The 18,075-nt window shown below is 68.1% G+C and carries 16 protein-coding genes; 7 read left to right on the top strand and 9 right to left on the bottom strand.

Going from position 1 to position 18,075, the window contains the following annotated elements:
- The first annotated feature begins 23 nt into the window (after positions 1-23).
- Complete coding sequence (cbiB, locus tag AAG816_RS18825; protein ID WP_341991214.1) at positions 24-992, top strand: adenosylcobinamide-phosphate synthase CbiB; 969 nt, start codon at positions 24-26, stop codon at positions 990-992.
- Here cbiB and AAG816_RS18820 read toward each other — a convergent pair.
- Genes AAG816_RS18820 through cobU form a run of 3 tightly spaced genes read right to left on the bottom strand, consistent with a single transcriptional unit; the run spans position 976 to position 3,590 of the window.
- Positions 976-2,418 (bottom strand): cobyric acid synthase, encoded by a 1,443-nt coding sequence (locus AAG816_RS18820; protein WP_341991250.1) that lies wholly within the window; start codon positions 2,416-2,418, stop codon positions 976-978. The two genes, cbiB and AAG816_RS18820, sit on opposite strands and share 17 nt — an antisense overlap.
- 30 nt (positions 2,419-2,448) lie before the next feature.
- Positions 2,449-3,081, bottom strand: a complete 633-nt coding sequence (cobO, locus tag AAG816_RS18815; RefSeq protein ID WP_341991213.1) for a cob(I)yrinic acid a,c-diamide adenosyltransferase — start codon at positions 3,079-3,081, stop codon at positions 2,449-2,451.
- On the bottom strand, positions 3,078-3,590 hold the full coding sequence (gene cobU, locus AAG816_RS18810) for a bifunctional adenosylcobinamide kinase/adenosylcobinamide-phosphate guanylyltransferase (protein ID WP_341991212.1): 513 nt from the start codon (positions 3,588-3,590) through the stop codon (positions 3,078-3,080). Before cobU ends, cobO begins: the two co-directional genes overlap by 4 nt.
- A gap of 356 nt (positions 3,591-3,946) precedes the next feature.
- Here cobU and argE point away from each other — a divergent pair, with 356 nt between their 5' ends.
- Complete coding sequence (gene argE, locus AAG816_RS18805; RefSeq protein ID WP_341991211.1) at positions 3,947-5,110, top strand: acetylornithine deacetylase; 1,164 nt, start codon at positions 3,947-3,949, stop codon at positions 5,108-5,110.
- A gap of 64 nt (positions 5,111-5,174) precedes the next feature.
- Here the strand turns inward: argE and rfaE1 are convergent, their stop codons facing one another.
- The 6 genes from rfaE1 to AAG816_RS18775 form a co-directional block, all read right to left on the bottom strand.
- Positions 5,175-6,614, bottom strand: coding sequence for a D-glycero-beta-D-manno-heptose-7-phosphate kinase (gene rfaE1 / locus AAG816_RS18800; protein ID WP_341991210.1), 1,440 nt, complete (start codon positions 6,612-6,614; stop codon positions 5,175-5,177).
- Between the two features lie 21 nt (positions 6,615-6,635).
- Positions 6,636-7,652 (bottom strand): ADP-glyceromanno-heptose 6-epimerase, encoded by a 1,017-nt coding sequence (rfaD, locus tag AAG816_RS18795; RefSeq protein ID WP_341991209.1) that lies wholly within the window; start codon positions 7,650-7,652, stop codon positions 6,636-6,638.
- A gap of 44 nt (positions 7,653-7,696) precedes the next feature.
- Positions 7,697-8,752, bottom strand: coding sequence for a lipopolysaccharide heptosyltransferase I (waaC, locus tag AAG816_RS18790; RefSeq protein ID WP_341991208.1), 1,056 nt, complete (start codon positions 8,750-8,752; stop codon positions 7,697-7,699).
- Between the two features lie 25 nt (positions 8,753-8,777).
- Positions 8,778-9,800, bottom strand: coding sequence for a lipopolysaccharide heptosyltransferase II (gene waaF, locus AAG816_RS18785; RefSeq protein ID WP_341991207.1), 1,023 nt, complete (start codon positions 9,798-9,800; stop codon positions 8,778-8,780).
- 213 nt (positions 9,801-10,013) lie between these two features.
- Positions 10,014-10,472 (bottom strand): phasin, encoded by a 459-nt coding sequence (locus AAG816_RS18780; protein WP_341991206.1) that lies wholly within the window; start codon positions 10,470-10,472, stop codon positions 10,014-10,016.
- A gap of 186 nt (positions 10,473-10,658) precedes the next feature.
- Complete coding sequence (locus tag AAG816_RS18775; protein WP_341991205.1) at positions 10,659-11,189, bottom strand: phasin family protein; 531 nt, start codon at positions 11,187-11,189, stop codon at positions 10,659-10,661.
- Between the two features lie 212 nt (positions 11,190-11,401).
- Between AAG816_RS18775 and AAG816_RS18770 the strand changes: the two genes are divergently transcribed.
- The 5 genes from AAG816_RS18770 to AAG816_RS18750 form a co-directional block, all read left to right on the top strand.
- On the top strand, positions 11,402-14,041 hold the full coding sequence (locus AAG816_RS18770) for a PAS domain-containing protein (RefSeq protein WP_341991204.1): 2,640 nt from the start codon (positions 11,402-11,404) through the stop codon (positions 14,039-14,041).
- A 311-nt stretch (positions 14,042-14,352) separates the two neighbouring features.
- Entirely contained in the window at positions 14,353-14,592 is a 240-nt protein-coding gene (locus tag AAG816_RS18765; protein ID WP_341991203.1) for a (2Fe-2S)-binding protein, read from the top strand.
- 116 nt (positions 14,593-14,708) lie between these two features.
- A complete protein-coding gene (gene bfr / locus AAG816_RS18760) occupies positions 14,709-15,191 on the top strand; it encodes a bacterioferritin (protein ID WP_341991202.1) in 483 nt (160 codons plus the stop codon).
- Between the two features lie 191 nt (positions 15,192-15,382).
- The gene (locus AAG816_RS18755; protein ID WP_341991201.1) at positions 15,383-16,414 is read left to right on the top strand and encodes an extracellular solute-binding protein; all 1,032 of its coding nucleotides are present in this window, start codon (positions 15,383-15,385) and stop codon (positions 16,412-16,414) included.
- Between the two features lie 12 nt (positions 16,415-16,426).
- A partial coding sequence (locus AAG816_RS18750) for an iron ABC transporter permease (protein ID WP_341991200.1) occupies positions 16,427-18,075 on the top strand: 1,649 nt, incomplete at its 3' end.

Raw genomic sequence — 18,075 nt, 5'->3', positions numbered from 1 at the left:
CACTTCTCCCAGTCCGAGGCCCCATGGCGTTCGATCTCACCTGCGTCGCATTGCTCGTGGAGGGCGGTGCCGGCTACCCGCCGCGCCTGTTCGCGGCGATTCGGCATCCGGTGGTGTGGGCCGGATGGCTGATTTCCGCCCTCGATCACCGGCTGAACCGGGACGCCCTGCCCGCCTCCCGCCGCCGGGCTTATGGCATCCTGGCCGTGGCGATCCTGCTGGCCTGCGCCATGGTGCCTGCCGGTCTGCTGGAGGGCGCATTGCGCGCCCTGCCCTTCGGCGTGGTGCTGGCCGGCATCGTCGGCAGCAGCCTCATTGCCCAACGCTCGCTTTATACCCACGTGGCCGCAGTGGCACAGGCGCTGGAACAGGATGGCCTGGAGGCCGGTCGGGTGGCGGTGTCCCATATCGTCGGGCGCGATCCCCAGAGCCTGGATGTGGCCGGCGTGACCCGTGGCGCCATCGAAAGCCTGGCGGAGAACTTCTCCGATGGCATCGTCGCGCCCACCTTCTGGATGCTGGTCGCAGGCCTCGCGGGTGGGGCCGGCTACAAGGCGCTGAATACCGCCGACAGCATGATCGGCCACCGCACCCCGCGCCACGAGGCGTTCGGCTGGGCCGCGGCGCGGCTGGATGATCTGGTCAATCTGCCGGCCTCGCGGCTGTCCGGACTGCTGATCGTGGTGGCCGCCGCCATGATGCCGGGGGCGTCGCCGCAGAATGCGTGGCGAGCCATTTGGCGGGATGCGCGGCATCACCGCTCGCCCAATGCGGGCTGGCCGGAAGCGGCCATGGCCGGGGCGCTGGGCATTTCCATCGCTGGCCCGCGCTCATACGGCGGCGTGCAGGCCAATGCCGCCTACATGGGCGACGGGCGCCGGGCGATCGATGCCGCCGACATCCGCGCCGCCTTGCGGCTCTATCTGTGGGCGGATGGGCTCATGGTGGCATTGATCCTGGCCGGTACGCTGGCGATCATCGCGCGAGGCTGAGCAGGCGGTCGAGATCGATGTGCGCGGCCAGATGGGCGGCGAGGGCATCCAGGGTCGCGTCCACCTGGTGCTCATAGGACACCTGCACCGGCCCGGCCCCGAGCAGTTCGAGCAAAGCGGCGCGCTGGGCATCGTCCGCGAACAGCCCATGGACATAAGTGCCCATGATGCGACTGTCCGCCGAGACGGCTCCCTCGCAGGTGCCATCGGAGAAGCGGGCGAACGGCCGCACCCGGTCCGGCCCCTCGGTGGCGCCGATATGCATCTCGTAGCCGGCAAATGACCTGCCGAGTTTCGATGTGCCAGCGACGGCCACCAACCGCTTGTCGCCGGTCATGACCGTGTCCACGCGCAGCAATCCGAGCCCCTCGACGGTGCCGGCTGGGCCTTCGGCGCCTTCGGGATCGGCGAGGGAATCGCCCAGCATCTGGTAGCCGCCGCAGACGCCGATCACCCGCCCGCCGCGGCGCGCAAAGGCAAGAATGTCGTGGTGCAGGCCGCCGCGCTTCAGGGCAGCCAGATCGGCGATGGTGGCCTTCGACCCCAGCAGCAACACGAGGTCGGTGTCAGGCGGCAGCGCATCGTCCGGCCGAAGGCGCCGGAGATCTAGAGCCGGCTCTGCATCCAGCGGATCCAGATCGTCGAAATTGGCGATGTGCGGCAGGATCGGCACGGCGATCCGCACCTTGGCGTCGGGCTTGGGGGCTTGTGGGCCGGCGAGGCCGAGGGCGTCTTCCGCCGGCAGCCGGCTGGCGGCCGCGAAATAGGGCACCAGCCCCAACGGTGCCCAGCCGGTATGTTGCGCAATCAAGCTCATTCCGTCAGCGAACAGGCTGGGGTCGCCGCGGAATTTGTTGACCAGGAAGCCCCGCACCATGGCCGCGTCCTGCGCCTCCAGCACCACCTTGGTGCCCACCAGGCTGGCGATGACGCCGCCGCGATCGATGTCGCCGATCAGCACCACCGGCACGCCCGCCGCACGGGCAAAGCCCATGTTGGCGATGTCGTTGGCGCGCAGATTGACTTCCGAGGCAGAGCCGGCACCTTCCACCAGGATCAGATCCGCTTCCGCTTTCAGATGCGCGAAGCTCTCCAGCACCGCCGGCATCAGCCCGGCCTTCATCTGCTGATAGGCGCTGGCCTTGGCGGTGCCCACCACCCAGCCCTGCACCACCACCTGCGCGCCGACCTCGCTTTGCGGCTTCAGCAGCACCGGGTTCATGTGCACGCTCAACGGCACCCGCGCCGCCCGCGCCTGAAGCGCCTGGGCACGGCCGATCTCGCCGCCATCCGCTGTGACGGCGGCATTGTTGGACATGTTCTGCGGCTTGAACGGACGCACCCGCAGGCCACGGTCGGCAAACGCCCGTGCCAGCCCCGCCACCAGCAGCGATTTGCCCACGTCGGAGCCGGTGCCCTGGAACATCAATGCGCGGGCGGGAGGCAACGCCATGAGCTAGAACTCGATTCCCGCCTGCGCCTTCACGCCGGCAGCGAAATGGTGCTTCACCAGGGTCATTTCCGTCACCAGATCGGCGGCGGCCAGCATCTGCGGCTTCGCATTGCGGCCCGTGACCACCACATGCAAGGCGGGACGACGGGCCTGCAGGGCGGCGACCACCTCGTCCAGATCCAGATATTCGTAGCGCAAAGCGATGTTCAATTCGTCCAGTACCACCAGCGACAGGCGCTCATCGGCCATCAGCTCTCGCGCCTTGTCGAAGGCGCGGCCGGCGGCGGCCATGTCGCGGGCCAGATCCTGGGTCTCCCAGGTGAAGCCCTCGCCCATGGTGTGCCATTGCACGCGCTCGCCGAATGCCGCGAAGGCATCCTTCTCACCGGTGTGCCAGGCGCCCTTGATGAATTGCACCACGCCGACGCTGCGGCCATAGCCCAGCATGCGCAAGGCGAGCCCGAATGCCGCCGTGCTCTTGCCCTTGCCGGGACCGGTGTGGACGATGAGCAGGCCCTTTTCCACGGTCTTGCCGGCCACCTCGGCATCCTGCACCACCTTCCGTTTGGCCATTTTGGCCCGGTGGCGATCGGCGGAGCGCGGGTCGATGGGCTCGCTCACATTGGGCTCGGTCATGGGGCGTCCTTCACAATCATGGGGAGCCCGGCCACCACGAACACCACCCGCTGCGCCTGCGCGGCGAGGGATTGGTTCAGGCGACCGGCCGCATCCCGGAACCGACGGGCCAGCGCATTGTCGGGGACAATGCCGAGCCCCACTTCATTGGCCACCAGCACCACCGGAGCAGCGCGGCGGGCCAGCGCGGCGCGAAGCTGCGCGCCTTCGGCGGCGAGATCATGGTCAGCCAGCAAATGGTTGGTGAGCCAGAGCGTCAGGCAATCTACCAGAATGGGCAGGTCCGCAGGCAGCTCATCCAGGGTCGCGGCGAGCGCCAGAGGCGCATCGAACGTCTGCCAGCCAGCGCCCCGCCGACTCCGGTGCAGGGCGATGCGCTCGGTCATCTCGTCATCGTACGCCTGGGCGGTGGCGATATAGCCCCAAGGGGCCGGCATCTGCTCCAGCAGCCCCTCCGCATAGGTGCTCTTGCCCGAGCGCGCGCCGCCCAACACCAAGGTCACGCCCATTGGGTGCTCCCCTCCCTAACGGGAGACATCCCGGCGCCTGTCGTGGCTGGCTGCAGCGTTCCGGTCATCGGCTGGCCCATTCCTCCCGGCCCGCCGGCACCGGCGCACGGGCGCCGCGGCGATGGAGACTGCGGCCCGTCATAGGACAGTGCCTGCCGCGCGGCAACGCACCGCGCCTTCGGTGGCACCACCAGTGGTGGCAGACGACGCCTCGGCGCGGAAATGCCCAAGAAAATCCCCCGCTGCGACAGAGCTCACGGCTGCGTCGGGCGGAAAGGCGGTATATGTGCATTGCGGTACAGCTGGCCCGACAGACTCGGCGCCACCCGCATCAGAATGAGTCCGGAGCCTGCGCCATGCCCAACGCCCTCACCCTCGACTGGCTTGCGCGCCTGGTCGCCTTCGACACCACCAGCCGCAACTCGAACCTGCCCCTCGTCGCAGCGGTGGAAGCGTTCCTGACCGCGCATGGCATCCCCTTCGACCATGTGGAAGATGTGGAGCAGGGCAAGGCCAGCATCCTGGCCACCATCGGCCCGCGCGACGTGCCGGGCATCGTCCTTTCCGGCCACACCGACACCGTGCCCGTGGACGGTCAGGACTGGACCTCCGACCCCTTCACCCTCACCGAGCGGGGGGACGGACGCCTGTTTGCCCGCGGCACCTGCGACATGAAGGGCTTCCTCGCCGTGTGCCTGGGCATGGTGGAGGAGATGCAGGCCCAGCCTCTCGCCAAGCCCATCCACCTTGCCTTCTCCTATGATGAGGAAGTGGGCTGCGTCGGCGTGCGGCCGCTGATCGACCATATGGTGGAACACGGCTATCGCCCCGAAGCCTGCATCGTCGGCGAACCCACGAGCATGCAGGTGGTGATCGGCCACAAGGGCAAGCGCAGCTGGGCCACCACGGTAACCGGCGTCGGCGGCCATTCCTCCCGCGCGCCGGAATTGGTCAATGCGGTTGAGGCGGGCGCCCGCCTTGCGGTCAAGGTGGCGGATCTCGGCGTGCGCCTGGCCCAGAGCGGCCGGCGGGACGATCTCTATGACGTGCCGCACAGCACTGCCCATGTGGGCGTGTTCCACGGCGGCACTGCGCTCAACATCGTGCCCGATCAGGCGAGCCTGGACTGGGAAATCCGCGGCCTGCCAGAGGACGACATCGACGCGCTGGTGGCCGAAGTCGTGGCCTATGCCCATGACGAGCTGGAGCCGGCCATGCAGGCCAAGGCCCCCGGCACCGGGTTCGAATTCAAGCTCAAGAGCGCCTTCCCCGGCCTCTCCACCGCCGCCGATGCGCCGGTGACGGCGCTGGCCAAGCATTTCGCCGGCCGCAACGATCACGCCAAGGTGGCCTATGGCACCGAGGCGGGATTGTTCGTGGAAATCGGCGGCATTCCCACCGTGGTGTGCGGGCCGGGCTCCATCGTCCAGGCGCATCAGGCCGACGAATATGTGGACATCAGCCAGCTGGAGGCCTGCGAAGCCTTCATCCGCCGCGTCATCGCCTACTGCGCCGCCTGAAGCTGCTGATTGCTGAGGTCCGGCAATCGCCGGACCTCAGATGGCTCAAGAGGAGCTGCGCGCCTTAGCTGCGGGCCTTGGCCACCAGGCTGGAGGTGGATTGCCCCGCCACCAGGGACACCAGCACCAGTTCGCCGCCATGGGCGGTGACCACGTCGGCCCCCACCACCTCGTGCGGCGCATAGTCCGCCCCCTTGACCAACACATCCGGCAGCAGCGCGGTGATGGTCTCCAGCGGGGTGTCCTCATCGAACAGCACCACCAGATCCACACAGCGCAGGGCGCCCATGACCCGCGCACGGGCAATTTCGTCCTGCAACGGGCGGGTCGGCCCCTTCAGGCGCTGCACCGAGGCATCGGTGTTCAGCGCCACCACCAGCCGGTCGCCATGCCGCGCCGCCTGCTCCAGCAGGCTCACATGGCCGGGATGCAGCAGATCAAAGCAACCATTGGTGAACACCACGCGGGTGCCGTTGGCCCGCCAGGCGGCGACGATCCGCGCCGCATCCGCGCGAGAGACCAAAGCGCCGGGATGCTCCACCCGCGCCGCCGAGCGCTCCAGCGCCGCACGCAGTTCCGCGCGGGTCACCACCGCCGTGCCGAGCTTGGCCACGGCCAACGCGGCGGCCGCGTTGGCGATGCCCACGCTCGCCTCCAGGCTCTGGCCGCCGGCCAGGGAGACGGCGAGCGCGGCGAGCGCGGTGTCGCCGGCGCCGGAGACATCGAACACCTCGCGGGCTTCGGCAGGCACATGCAGCACGTGCCCATTCTGCCGCCACAGGGTCATGCCTTTTTCCGCCCGCGTCACCAGCACATCGCCGCCGAACTGACGGCCCGCCGCTTCCGCCGCTTTGGCCGCATCCGCGTCGGTCTCGTCGGGCAGGCCGGTGGCTTCCGCCAGTTCGCGACGGTTTGGTGTCACCAGGCTGGCGCCCGCATAGGCTTCGAAGGTGCGGCGCTTGGGATCGACGATCACCGGCACACCTTTGGCCTTGGCCGCGGCCATGACCGCGGCGATCACCGCGTCACTGAGCACGCCCTTGGCATAATCGGACAGCACCACCACCGCGCTGCGGGCGATTGCGGCTTCGGCGGCGGCAATCAGCGCCACTTCTATATCGGCGCCGGGCGGGCGGGTCTGTTCCGCATCGATGCGGACGATCTGCTGCCGGCCGCTCATGACGCGGGTCTTAGTGATGGTCGGTCGCGCCGGATCGGTGACCACCGTATCAAGGGCAATGCCGGGGTAGAGGGCCAGTGCGCCGCTCAATTCCTCCGCAGCGGCATCCGCGCCCACCAAGCCGACCAGCACCACCGGGGCACCCAGCGCCGCCGCATTAGCCGCCACGTTGGCGGCGCCGCCCGGCACGATCCGGTCGGCGCCATGCACCAGAACCGGCACCGGAGCTTCGGGAGAGATGCGCGATACCGAACCGACGATATAGCGATCCACCATCAGGTCGCCGATGACGGCGATGGTTCCCGGCTGGGTTTCAGCAAGCATGAAGGTCTCCCGGTCCCGTGCTCACGCACCGGCCGTATTGCTGCCCCGCAGATGCTGCGTGACATATTGGGACACGCCCTCCTCCAGGGAGGTGAACGGGCGCGCATAGCCCGCGGCGCGCAGCTTGGTCATATCCGCCTCGGTGAAATACTGGTAGGCGCCGCGCAGCGTCTCAGGCATGTCCACATAGGTGATCTGCGGCGGCAGCCCAGCGGCGGCGAACACCGCGTTGGCGAGATCCTCGAAGCTGCGCGCCTCGCCGGTGCCCACATTGAAAATGCCCGACACCGTGGGCGTCTCCAGCAGCCAGCGCACCACGTTCACGCAGTCGGCCACATAGAGGAAGTCGCGCAGCTGCCCGCCATCGGTGTAGTCGGGGTGGTGCGACTTGAACAAGGTCACCGCCTCCCCCGCCGCGGCGATGGGATAGATCTTATGGATTACCGAGCGCATGTCGCCCTTGTGGGTCTCGCCGGGGCCATAAACGTTGAAGAAGCGAAGCCCCGCCCATTGCGGCGGGGTGGGCCGGCCGGCGGCCACATCCGCCACGAAGCGGCGGTCGGCCATCAGCTTGGACCAGCCATAGGCATTGAGCGGCGCGAGGCGGGCCAGGGCCTCGGGGGCCTCGTCATCGCGGAAGCCATGGCTGCCATCGCCATAGGTAGCGCCGGATGAGGCATAGATGAAGCGGATCCCCTTGCGGGCGCATTGCTCCCACAGATCCAGGGTCGGCCGCACGTTGCGGGCCAGGATCCTGTCGCCGTCGCGCTCGGTGGTGGCGGAAATGGCGCCCATGTGGATCACCGCGCCGATCCGCCCGCCTTCGCGCTCGACGAAATCCCCGATGGCTTCGGGGCGCAGCACATAGTCCAGCAGAATGTCGGAGATGTTGCGCCACTTCGGCCCGGTCTCCAGCCAATCGGCCACCACCACGCGCCACCCCTCGGCGGCGAACGCCCGCGCCATGTTGGAGCCGATGAAGCCCGCGCCCCCCGTCACCAGGAGTGTGTCGCGGGTAACAGGTGCGGACCGGGTCATCGTTACGACCTCTCAGAGAATCAGCGCTCCTTATCCATGCCGGCTCATAGCTTGTCCATGGCATCCGCATGGCCATATCGGATGAGACTGACGGCCCGCCAGGCATCGCGAGCCTTGAAGTCCAGCAGGCAGGGCGGCCCCTCGACCGTATCCGGGGCGATGCGGCAACGCTGACGCTCGCATGGCGCGCAGGGGCGCATGGATTTCAGCTCCAGCACCTTGGGGCCGAACAGGCCGGTCAGGTGGGGATTGGTCGGCCCATAGAGTCCGACGGTGGGCACGCCCAGTGCCGCCGCCAGATGCCCGAGCCCGGTATCCACCGTGACCACCGCCTCCGCGCCCGCCAGCAGCGGGGCAATGCGGTCGAGACCGAGGGGCGGCGCCAGTTCCACGCCGGGCAGGTCCGCCGCAATGGCCGCCGCCCGCGCCTCCTCCGCCGCGCCCTGGGCGAACACCAGCACCCGCCGCCCGGCCCTGTCCGCCCGCATCGCCAGTTCGCGCCAGTGCCGCACGGTCCAGGTCTTGGTGGGCCACGTGGTGCCGTGCAGGAACACCCAATAGGGCGGGCCCGGCGGAGCGGATCCGGTGGGCACCAGACCAGCATCCTCCGGCAGGCCGTCGAGGGAATATCCCAGCGCGGCGGCAAACAGGCGGCGAATGCGCACCGCCATATGCTCGGTCTCGGGCAGATGGTGGCGCGCACTATAGGCGAGGCTCGCCATGCCCTCCCGCGCGGTAGCGCGGTCGAAGCCGTGGCGCCGGCCCCGGGCGGTGAGCGCGACCACCGCGCTTTTCATCAGCCCCTGGGCATCGATCACCAGATCATAGGCTTCGCTGCGCAGCGCGGCGCGCACCGCGCCAGCCTCGCCGCTGCGCCACGCGGCGCGGGGCGCCTTCTTCAGGCGGCGCAGGGGCACGGGGATGACGCGGCGCACGCCGGGATGAAGCGCCACCAGCGGCACGAACGCCTCCTCCACCGCCCAGTCCAGGGTCAGGCCGGGGACGGCGCGCAGCGCATCGGTGACGGCGGGAAAGGTGTGCACCACATCCCCAAGGGATGAGAGCTTCACCACCAGAACCTTGGGGCCGGCTTCGGTCATGGGCGGCTCACGCGGCAGACGATGCTCATGCCTGCACGGCCATGGCGGCGGCCAGCACCTCTTGCGGCGGGATGGATTCCAGGCAGGCCAAGGTCCCCAGCGGGCATTCGCGCTTGTGGCAGGGCCGGCATGACAGCTCCCGCGACACCGTGGCCGAGCGCGGCCCGGTGGGCGGGGTCATCTTCTCGGAACTGGCGCCATAGAGCACCACCAGCGGGCGATCCAAAGCGCCGGCCACATGCATCAGGCCGGAATCGTTGGAGATGACCACATCACTGGTGGCGATGATGGCTGCGGCCTGCACCAGATTGGTGCGCCCCACCAGATTGTCCACCGGCACGCCGGACACGGCGACGATCTCGTCTGCCAGGGGCGCATCCTTCGGGCCGCCGAGCACCCGCACCCGATAGCCGGCCGCATGGGCCTGCGCCGCCAGCAGCGCAAACTTCCGCGCCGGCCAGCGCTTGGCGGGGCCATATTCGGCGCCGGGGCACAGGGCCATGATCGGCCCCTCCCCGGCCAAGGGAAAGGCCTGCGCCACGGCCAGGCGCTCCGCCTCGGGAAGCTGCAGGATGGGGCGGGCCGAAGGGGGCGCCTCCCCAAGAGGCGCCCCCAGCGCCACGAAGCGGTCAATGGTGCGTGCGGTCTTGCGCGCCGCGTCCGGGCGGGCATCGGTCAGCAGGATGCTGCGGCCCTCGGCGGCATAGCCCACCCGCTCGGGAATACCGGCGGCAAAGGGGGCGATGGCGGCCTTGAACGCCCGCGGCAAAATGATGGCCTTGCCATATCCCTCCCCGCGCAAGGCGCGCCCGGCGTGCCAGCGCGCCATCAGGCCCAGTTCGCCATGGCCGAGACCGAGGGGCAGTGTCCGGCGCACGCCAGGGATCAGTTTCGCGATGGGCAGCGCCGCGGGCGGCGCCAGGACGTCCACCGGACGACTGGGCTCGCGATCGCGCAAAGCGGCCACAAGGCTTGCCGCCATCACCATGTCGCCGACCCAGGACGGGCCGACCAGGAGAATGGGGGAATAGGTACCGATGGCACGCATGAACCACTCGCTGAGCACGGCCGCCGGGCAGAGCGCTGCCGGATCTCCGGCACCGAGCCGAAGCGCAGAACGGAAGGTCGTGCGGATGCAGGGTCTTCGCAAGAGCCGCTGGGCGCGTCAAGGCGGGCCGGACCGTGGCTGCGGGGCCGGCCATGAAAAAAGGGCTCCGGAAACCGGAGCCCTTTTTCCTGAAAGGAGAGGAAAGCGCGGAAATCAGGCCGCGGTGCGGAAGGTCTTCTCGACGCCGCTCTTGATCGGCTCGGAGGTCTCCGTGGCGATCTTCTGGGCCAGGGACGACAGTTCCTTGGCCTGCTCAGACAGCGTCTCGAACTGCGACTTCAGGTGGCTGCTGGACAGTTCCACCGCCTCGGCGGGGGTCTTGGCCGCAAGCACGGTCGCGAAGAATTCGAACGCGGTGTTCACATTGGTGCGCAGGATTTCCAGGGACTTCAGATTGTACTCGGCCACGCCCTTCGACGCGGTGGAGTAGCTGCCTTCCAGCAGATCGGAGGTCTGCTCGGCGGCGGTCTTCATCTTCTCGAAGTTGCCGCGATAGCCCTGCACGCTCTTTTCCGCCATCTCGCGGAACGCGGCCGGAACTTCCATGGACGAGAACGCGCTGGTGGCGGACTTGAACTGATCCTGGAACGCTTTGACGAACTGGTCAGACATGGAAATCCCTCGATGCGCTGGCGTGGACAAAAACATGTCGCGAAGCGTTGGGACACGCATCGCCCATGCCGCGACATTCGCCGCGGATTTCGAGACATTATAGCGCAGTGCAGTGCAATACGCAAAATTATTTTGCGCCGCACAATCGCCAGGCGATGCGCGACGCAATCGGATGCCGCACTGTGATCAGTAGGTGCGGTTGGAGTCGTAGGTATTCTCCGCCGCCTGCACGACGCTCTCTCCGGCCGCCTTGGCATCGGCCGCAGCGGTCTGCGCCTGCTGGGCCGCCAGGGTGCCGAGCGCCTTGACCCGTTCGGCCAGTGCGCGGGTATGCTCATCGAGGGTGCGCACCGTGGTTTCCCCCAGCGAGCGGGCATCGCTGCCCAGGGCCGCCGCCTGCTCGGACACCGACTGCATCTGGCGGGTGAGGAATTCCGTCTGCAGCGTCAGGACTTCCTGCGGGCTTTTGGCCTGCACCAGCTTGTTCATGAAATCGAAGCTGGCGTTGAAGTTCGACTCCACGAGACCCAGCGTCTTCTGCCGCAGGGTGCGAAGGCCGGTGCGGACCTCCTCCAGGCGACCTTCGGAGTCACCCACCGCATCGCGGGCGGTATCAAACAAGGTGTCGAAGGCCTGGCGGGCTTGGGCCACATTTTTTTCCGCGATGGCGCGCAACTCCGCGGGCAATTCCAGATCGGGACCGAATTTCGAGGTCATGCTGGCTACTCCTCGGGACAGGGGAAGGGCCAGAACGGCACCAACCCAAGGCAATTTAGGCCTTTTTGGCCTATGTTCCGCAATATGAAACATTTTCACGACGCGGATACGATTGGCGCCATGTTAATCTTTCTTCGGCACGTTGGCCGTGTAGAAATTGCCGCTCCACTCGGAGCGCGCATGTCGCGGACTTCCAGCGATCCATCGAGGCAATGACCGAGCCGACGCACCGTATGCCGCCGCACCAGGAGGCGCTGTTCGCGCCTCTGCGGCGGGACGATCTGCCGTCCTTCCTGGTGGTCCTGCCCGATATGCTGATCCTGGCGGCCACCCCCGCCTGCACCGCACTGGGCATCGAGGCCGGTTCGCCCGCGCCGCTCGGAGTGAAGATCGTCGCCAAGCGTGTCGGCATGTCACTGCGCCATGCCCCGCGCCTGGAGCGGGTGCGCCTTCCCTACAGTTTCGTGCCGAAAGCCTTCGCCTGCATCGCCGTGCAGGCGCCCGCCGGCCATCTGGTGGTGTTTGCCGATCCGTTGGCCCTTGCCACCGGCGCCACGGCGGCGAAGGCCCTGCCGGGCCTGACGCGCCTTCCCACCGTTACCACGCCAGCCTCCAGCGCCCGCAGCGCGGCCCGGTCCGTGCGCTTCACCTGGGAAGCGGATGAGGCAGGGCGGCTTCAGCGCCTCTCCCCCCATGCGGTGGAGGTGCTGGGCAGCGCGCTGGATCAGTGGCTGGGTCGGGATTTTGATGAACTGGCCGAGGACGGCCTGCTGGTGGATGGCGCGCCCATGCGCGCTGCCTTGCGCAGCGGCGGGAGCTTCTTCGGCCTCACGCTTTTGAGCGGGGCGCGTCCGCCCCGCCGCATCGAATTCGGCGGCGTCCCTCTGTTTGACGCCGCTCGGCGCCGGCTTGGCACCCGCGGCTTCGGCTTGATCTGGGGCGATGGGGATGGCGCGGCTCGTCCCCGCCAGACCGCGGATCGGGCGCCAGCGCCTGCGGAGCCGGCAGAGACCCAGGGCTTTAATGTGGTTCCCCTGCGCGGCGGTGCGTTGAGCGCACGGGAACGCTCCGCATTTCACGAAATCGCCCGGACACTGACCGAGGCGATCGAGGAATGGCCCAAGCCTCCGGCCGCCTTGGCACCGCCCGAGGGCAGCCGAGACGAGGCTCCTGGCCAGATGGAGCCGCCTGCGTCCCCCATGACTGCCGCGTCCAACGCCGCCGCGAGCACCACTTCGGCTCCTGGAGGCGTTCCGATGCCGCAGCCCCAGCCAGAGGCTGCGGACAATGCGGCGGCTGCACCGTCTCCGTCCCCGTCGCCGGCGTCGGGCCAAGCCACCGACGGTCTGGGCGAGGAACATCTGCTGGACCGGCTGCCGATCGGCATCGTGGTGCAGCAGGGCGGCGTCACCGTGCGCGCGAACAAGACCCTGCTCGGCTGGCTGGGCCTCAAGGACACCGCGGACTTCATCGCCTCCGGCGGGCTGTCGCCGCGCCTGGTGCGGGACGGGCGAACCGGGGGCCTGGATCTGGAATCGCTGGACGGGGATCGCCTTCCCGTCGAGGTTCGGCTGGTGTCATCGCCCTGGAACGGCCGACCGGCGCTGGTGCATGTGATCCGCACCATCGAAGGGGCCGTGACGCCCTCGCAGCCCGCCGGCCCTGAGGTGGTCCCCGGCCCCGCCCCCGCTGCTCCGGCGCCCGTGCCATCCGTCTCGCCTCAGGCGGCAAAGGCGGAGACGGCGGCCCTGGTGCGCGCCGAACGCGTCGCAGCGCGAAGGCAGGCCCTGGACTTCATTCCCTTTCCGGTGCTGCTGCTGGATCGCAACGGCACGGTCGAGACTGCGAATGCCGCTGCCGTCGACGTGGCAGGCTTTGCCGCGGAGGATGTGGAGGATGAGCCCTTCACCCTTCTGTTGGGGCAGGACAGCCATCTGACCGCGGTGGCCATGCTGGACCGGGCGTGCGCCAGCCCTGAAATGGGGGTCCAGGAAGCTCACCTCACGTTGCGCCATCGCGCGGGCGCCCGCATTCCGGTGGAGGCCGCGCTGGCGCCGACGGGCGAGGCCGGCCGTCGCTTCTGCCTGGTGATGCGGCCGATCTCGGACCAGCCGGCCGCGGTCGATCCCGGCACCGACGGTCTCCCCGCCGCCTCCATTTCGGAGGAATCCGCAGCCCGGCTTGACGGTTTGGTGCGGCGGATCTCCCATGACTTGCGTGAGCCTCTGACCACCGTTCTCGCATTTGTCGACAGCGTGAAGCTCGGCATCTTCGGCCCGGTGGGCAATGCCCGCTACACCCGGCAGGCCGAGACCGCCGGCGCCGCCGGCGAGATCTTGCTGGCGGCGCTCAGTGATCTCGACGGCATGACACTGATGCCGTCCGCCACGCCCGACCGCATCCTGCTTGCGCCGGTCATCGAGGAAGCGCTCGGCCATTGCGCCGCGGCCGCCCAGCGGCGCCGGGTGCTGCTGCGCTCCTCCCTGGCCGAGCATCTGGCCGCCCCTTGCGATGCCGCAGGGCTCGCCCGCCTGTTGCGCCTGCTGCTCGAGGAAGCCCTGCGTGCGACCCCGGCGGATGGTCAGGTGATCGTCACCCTCGCCGCGGATGCCCAAGACGCATCCCGCGCGGTCGTCCAGATCCGCGACGGCGGCCCGGCGCTCGGGGAAGACGAGATCAACCAAGCGCTGGATCTCTCGCGGTCGGCGTCTACGTCGGATCGATTTAGCCGCGCCGGCCGGCCGTTCCGCATGGCGCACCTGGCGTTGCTGGCCCGTGCCCTGGGAGGCACGCTCTCGCTCGGGCGGGGCCTGGACGTCGGGATGCTGGCGCGGCTGGAACTGCCCCGCTAACCAGCAGCGGCGGACCCGTGCCGCGCGCCGGTGGCTTTACACCAGCAGGATTCGAAGCGTCCGTCGTCATCCGCCGTTGTTGTGCTCGATGCCATCCCGGGTCGCGATCGCCGCGGCGCCGTGTATTCACATGACCCGATGCCAACGCAGAATGGAACATATCAAAAGAAGCGGTTCCACTTCAAAAACGAACATTACGATGCCGTGTGCCACACCCGGCGCCATTGACGGGCACCGGCCCGATCTGCCAGAAATAGACAGTAATGAGGTTCTTTAGAAGCAATCTAATCTAGCGATCACCGGGCCACACCATGATTGTCTGCTCATGCAACGTCTTTTCCGACACCCAGGTGCGCGACGCCCTGGCGGCGACGGAAGGCGTGACCTCGCCGGGGCAGGTGTATCGGTGCCTGGGATGCTCGCCCCAGTGCGGGCGGTGCGCGCGGACCATCAAGGCCATTCTGGATCAGGTCCAGGCCAATGCCTGCGCCGCCTGTCCGGCGGTGTGCCCCGCCGCCAATCTATCCACACGCATGCTCGCAGCGGAGTGACCGAGGCCCTCGCGGGGCTCGCGGGGGGCGCTTGTGTTGCGATCAGTTTAGAACTAGTCTAAGTGCAGTTCCAGAGTTGGCGGATGGCGGCCACAGGCTGTCTCAGGGAGACCCACATGAAGGGCGATCAGAAAGTTATCGAGTACCTCAATCGGGGACTGCGCTCGGAGCTGACGGCGATCAATCAGTACTGGCTGCATTACCGCATGCTCGACAATTGGGGCTACAAGGTTCTCGCCAAGAAGTGGCGCGCCGAATCCATCGAGGAAATGGTGCACGCCGACAAGTTCGTTGATCGCATCATCTTCCTCGACGGTTTCCCCAATCTCCAGGTGCTGGACCCGCTGCGGATCGGCCAGGACGTGAAGGAAATCCTCGAAGCCGATCTGGCTGCCGAGCAGGAAGCGCGGTCGCTCTATCAGGAAGCTGCCGCTTATTGCCATTCGGTCAAGGACTTCCCCACCCGCGACCTGTTCGAAGAGCTGATGACCGACGAGGAAGGCCATATCGACTTCCTGGAGACTCAGCTCGATCTCGTGGACAAGCTGGGCGTGCAGCTCTATGCGCAGCACCACATCGGCGAGATGGACGAACACTGAGGCGTCTGCCTCCGGCACCCGAAAAGCCCGGCCGGTGCCGGGCTTTTTTTATGGCGCAGCCGCAGCTCTTTGTACTTGTTCCAACCTATTGAGATCACACCGTGTTTCGTTGACGCTGCCATTGCCTGCCGCTACGGGAATGCCACACGCTGAGGCTGCATGCCGAGGCTGAAGCTTCCAGGGAGACGCCAATGTCCCGTTCAACGAGCCGCCGGCTCTTCCTTGCGGCCTGCGCGGCCGCCACCGTTCTGTCGCTGCCGGCCTCCGCCGAGCAATTGGTGAATGTCTACACCACCCGTGAGCCGGCGCTGGCCGCTCCCCTGTTCGAGGCCTTCACCAAGGCCACGGGCATCACCGTCAACAGCGTGTTCGTCAAGGACGGCCTCGCCGAGCGCGTGAAGGCCGAGGGGGCAGCTTCCCCCGCCGACGTCCTCATGACCGTGGACGTGGGCAATCTGCTGGACGTGGTGGATGCGGGCGTGACCCAGCCGGTGGACAGTGCGGTGCTCTCCGCCGCCATCCCGGCCAATCTGCGCGATCCGGCCGGAAACTGGTTTGCGCTCTCCCTGCGCGCCCGACTGATCTACGCCGCCAAGGACCAGCCCAAGCTCACCAGCTTCCAATATGAGGAGCTTGCCGATCCCAAGTGGAAGGGCAAGATCTGCATCCGCTCGGGCCAGCACCCCTACAATATCGGCCTGACCGCCGCCTATCTCGTGCACTATGGCGACGCCAAGACCGAAGCCTGGCTGCGGGGCCTGAAGGCCAACCTCGCCCGCAAGGCCACCGGCGGCGACCGCGAAGGCGCCCGCGACGTGCTCGGCGGCATCTGCGACATCGCCGTGGGCAATTCCTATTATGTGGGCCTGATGCGTTCCGGCCAGGGCGGACCGGACCAGAAGAAGTGGGGCGATGGCATCGAGGTGCTTCTGCCCACCTTCGTCGGCGGCGGCACCCATGTGAACGTCTCCGGCGCCGCGGTGGCGAAGAATTCGCCGAACAAGGCCAATGCGGTGAAGCTGCTGGAGTTCGCGGTCTCGCCGGAGATGCAGGCGGTCTATGCCAAGCAGAACATGGAATATCCGGTGCTGGCCAGCGCCACTGTCGATCCCATCATCGCCGCGCTCGGCCCGCTGAAGGTTGACCCCATCTCGCTGGTGGATATTGCCAAGGCCCGCAAGAAGGCCAGCGAGCTGATGGACAAGGTCGGCTTCGATAACTGATCCATCCCGCGCGTGACCGATCTCGCCCTGCTGCCCACAGTGACCCGCCCCGCGCGTTCAACGCGGCGGCGGGGCGGGATCTTGTTGGCGGCAGCGGGGCTGGTGGCCGCCTTGGTGCTGCTGCCGATCGCGGCATTGATCGAGATTGCCGCGCAAGGCTCCGGCGATCTATGGCCGCATCTGCTGGAAAATGTCCTGCCCGTGGCCCTGCAGCAGACCTTGGTGCTGCTGCTGGGCGTGGGCGTGGTGACCACCGCCATTGCGGTGCCCTGCGCCTGGCTGGTGTCCACCTGCGCCTTCCCCGGACGGCGGCTGCTGGAATGGGCCTTGCTGCTGCCCCTGGCGGTGCCCAGCTATATTGTCGCTTATTGCTATCTGGATGTGCTGCATCCCCTGGGCCCGGTGCAGAGCGCCGTCCGCTTGCTGCTGGGCATTTCCAGCCCGCGCGGCCTGCAGTTTCCGGACCTGCGCTCCACCGGCGGCTGCATCTTCGTCCTCAGCGTCGTGCTCTACCCCTATGTCTATCTCTCGGCGCGGGCGAGCTTCCTGGTGCAGTCGGCGGCAGCGCTGGAAGTGGCGCGCACGCTGGGCGCCGGGCGGTGGCGGACCTTCGTGCAGATCGCCTTGCCCTTGGCCCGCCCGGCCATCGTCGCCGGCGTGACCCTGGCGCTGCTGGAGACCCTGGGCGATATCGGCGCCTCCGAGTTTCTCGGCATGCGCACCCTTACCGTCTCCATCTATACCACCTGGGTCAATCGCTCGAACCTGCCCGGCGCGGCGCAGATCGCGCTGGTCATGCTGATTCTGGTGCTGGTGCTCATTGTGGCGGAACGCGCCGCACGGCGGAGCCGGCGCTATGTGGCCACCGGCTCCACCCGGCCACAGGCGCCGTTGCAGCTCACGGGCGGCGCGGCCGCGGGGGCCATCGCGCTGTGCGCGGTGCCGGTTCTGCTGGGATTCGGGGTGCCGATGCTGCACCTCGCGTCGGCGGCGGTGCAGCGCATCCAATTCTCCGGCGTCTCCCTTTCCATCCTCACGGAGGCGCGCAACAGCGCGCTGCTGGCGCTGGCCGGCACCGCCGTTGCGCTGGGCCTGGGCCTGGTGGTGGCGGTGGCGCAGCGGTTGAACCGGGGACAATGGGCCACCGCCTTCGCCCGGGTGGGGAGCCTGGGCTATGCGGTGCCGGGCACCGTGCTCGCCATCGGCCTGCTCACGCCCCTGGCCGGCTTCGACAATCTGGTGGACCAACTGGCCCGGCAGACGGCGGGCATATCCACTGGCCTGTTGATTTCCGGCTCCGGCGGCGCGCTGGTGATTGCTTATGCCATCCGCTTCCTCACCATTCCCATCGGCGGGTTGGAGGCGGGCTATGCCAAGCTCTCCTCGCATCTGGACATGGCGTCCCGCAGCCTGGGCTGCTCCGAACCGGCCACGGTGCGGCGCATCCATCTGCCGCTGCTGCGCCCGGCCTTGGCCACGGCGGCGCTGATCGTGTTCGTGGACGGGATGAAGGAACTGCCCGCCACCTTGCTGCTGCGGCCGCTGGGGGTGGAAACGCTGTCCACCCACATCTATGCGGAAGCCGCGCGCAGCACCTATGAGGACGGCGCTCTGGCGGCGCTGCTCATCGTGCTGGTGGGTCTGTTGCCGGTGATCCTGCT

The organism is Azorhizobium sp. AG788, from assembly GCF_943371865.1.
In the GTDB taxonomy this organism is placed as follows: Bacteria; Pseudomonadota; Alphaproteobacteria; order Rhizobiales; family Xanthobacteraceae; genus Azorhizobium.
The sequence above is the reverse complement of the archived record's forward strand: the minus strand, read 5'-3'. Positions and strand labels throughout refer to the sequence as shown.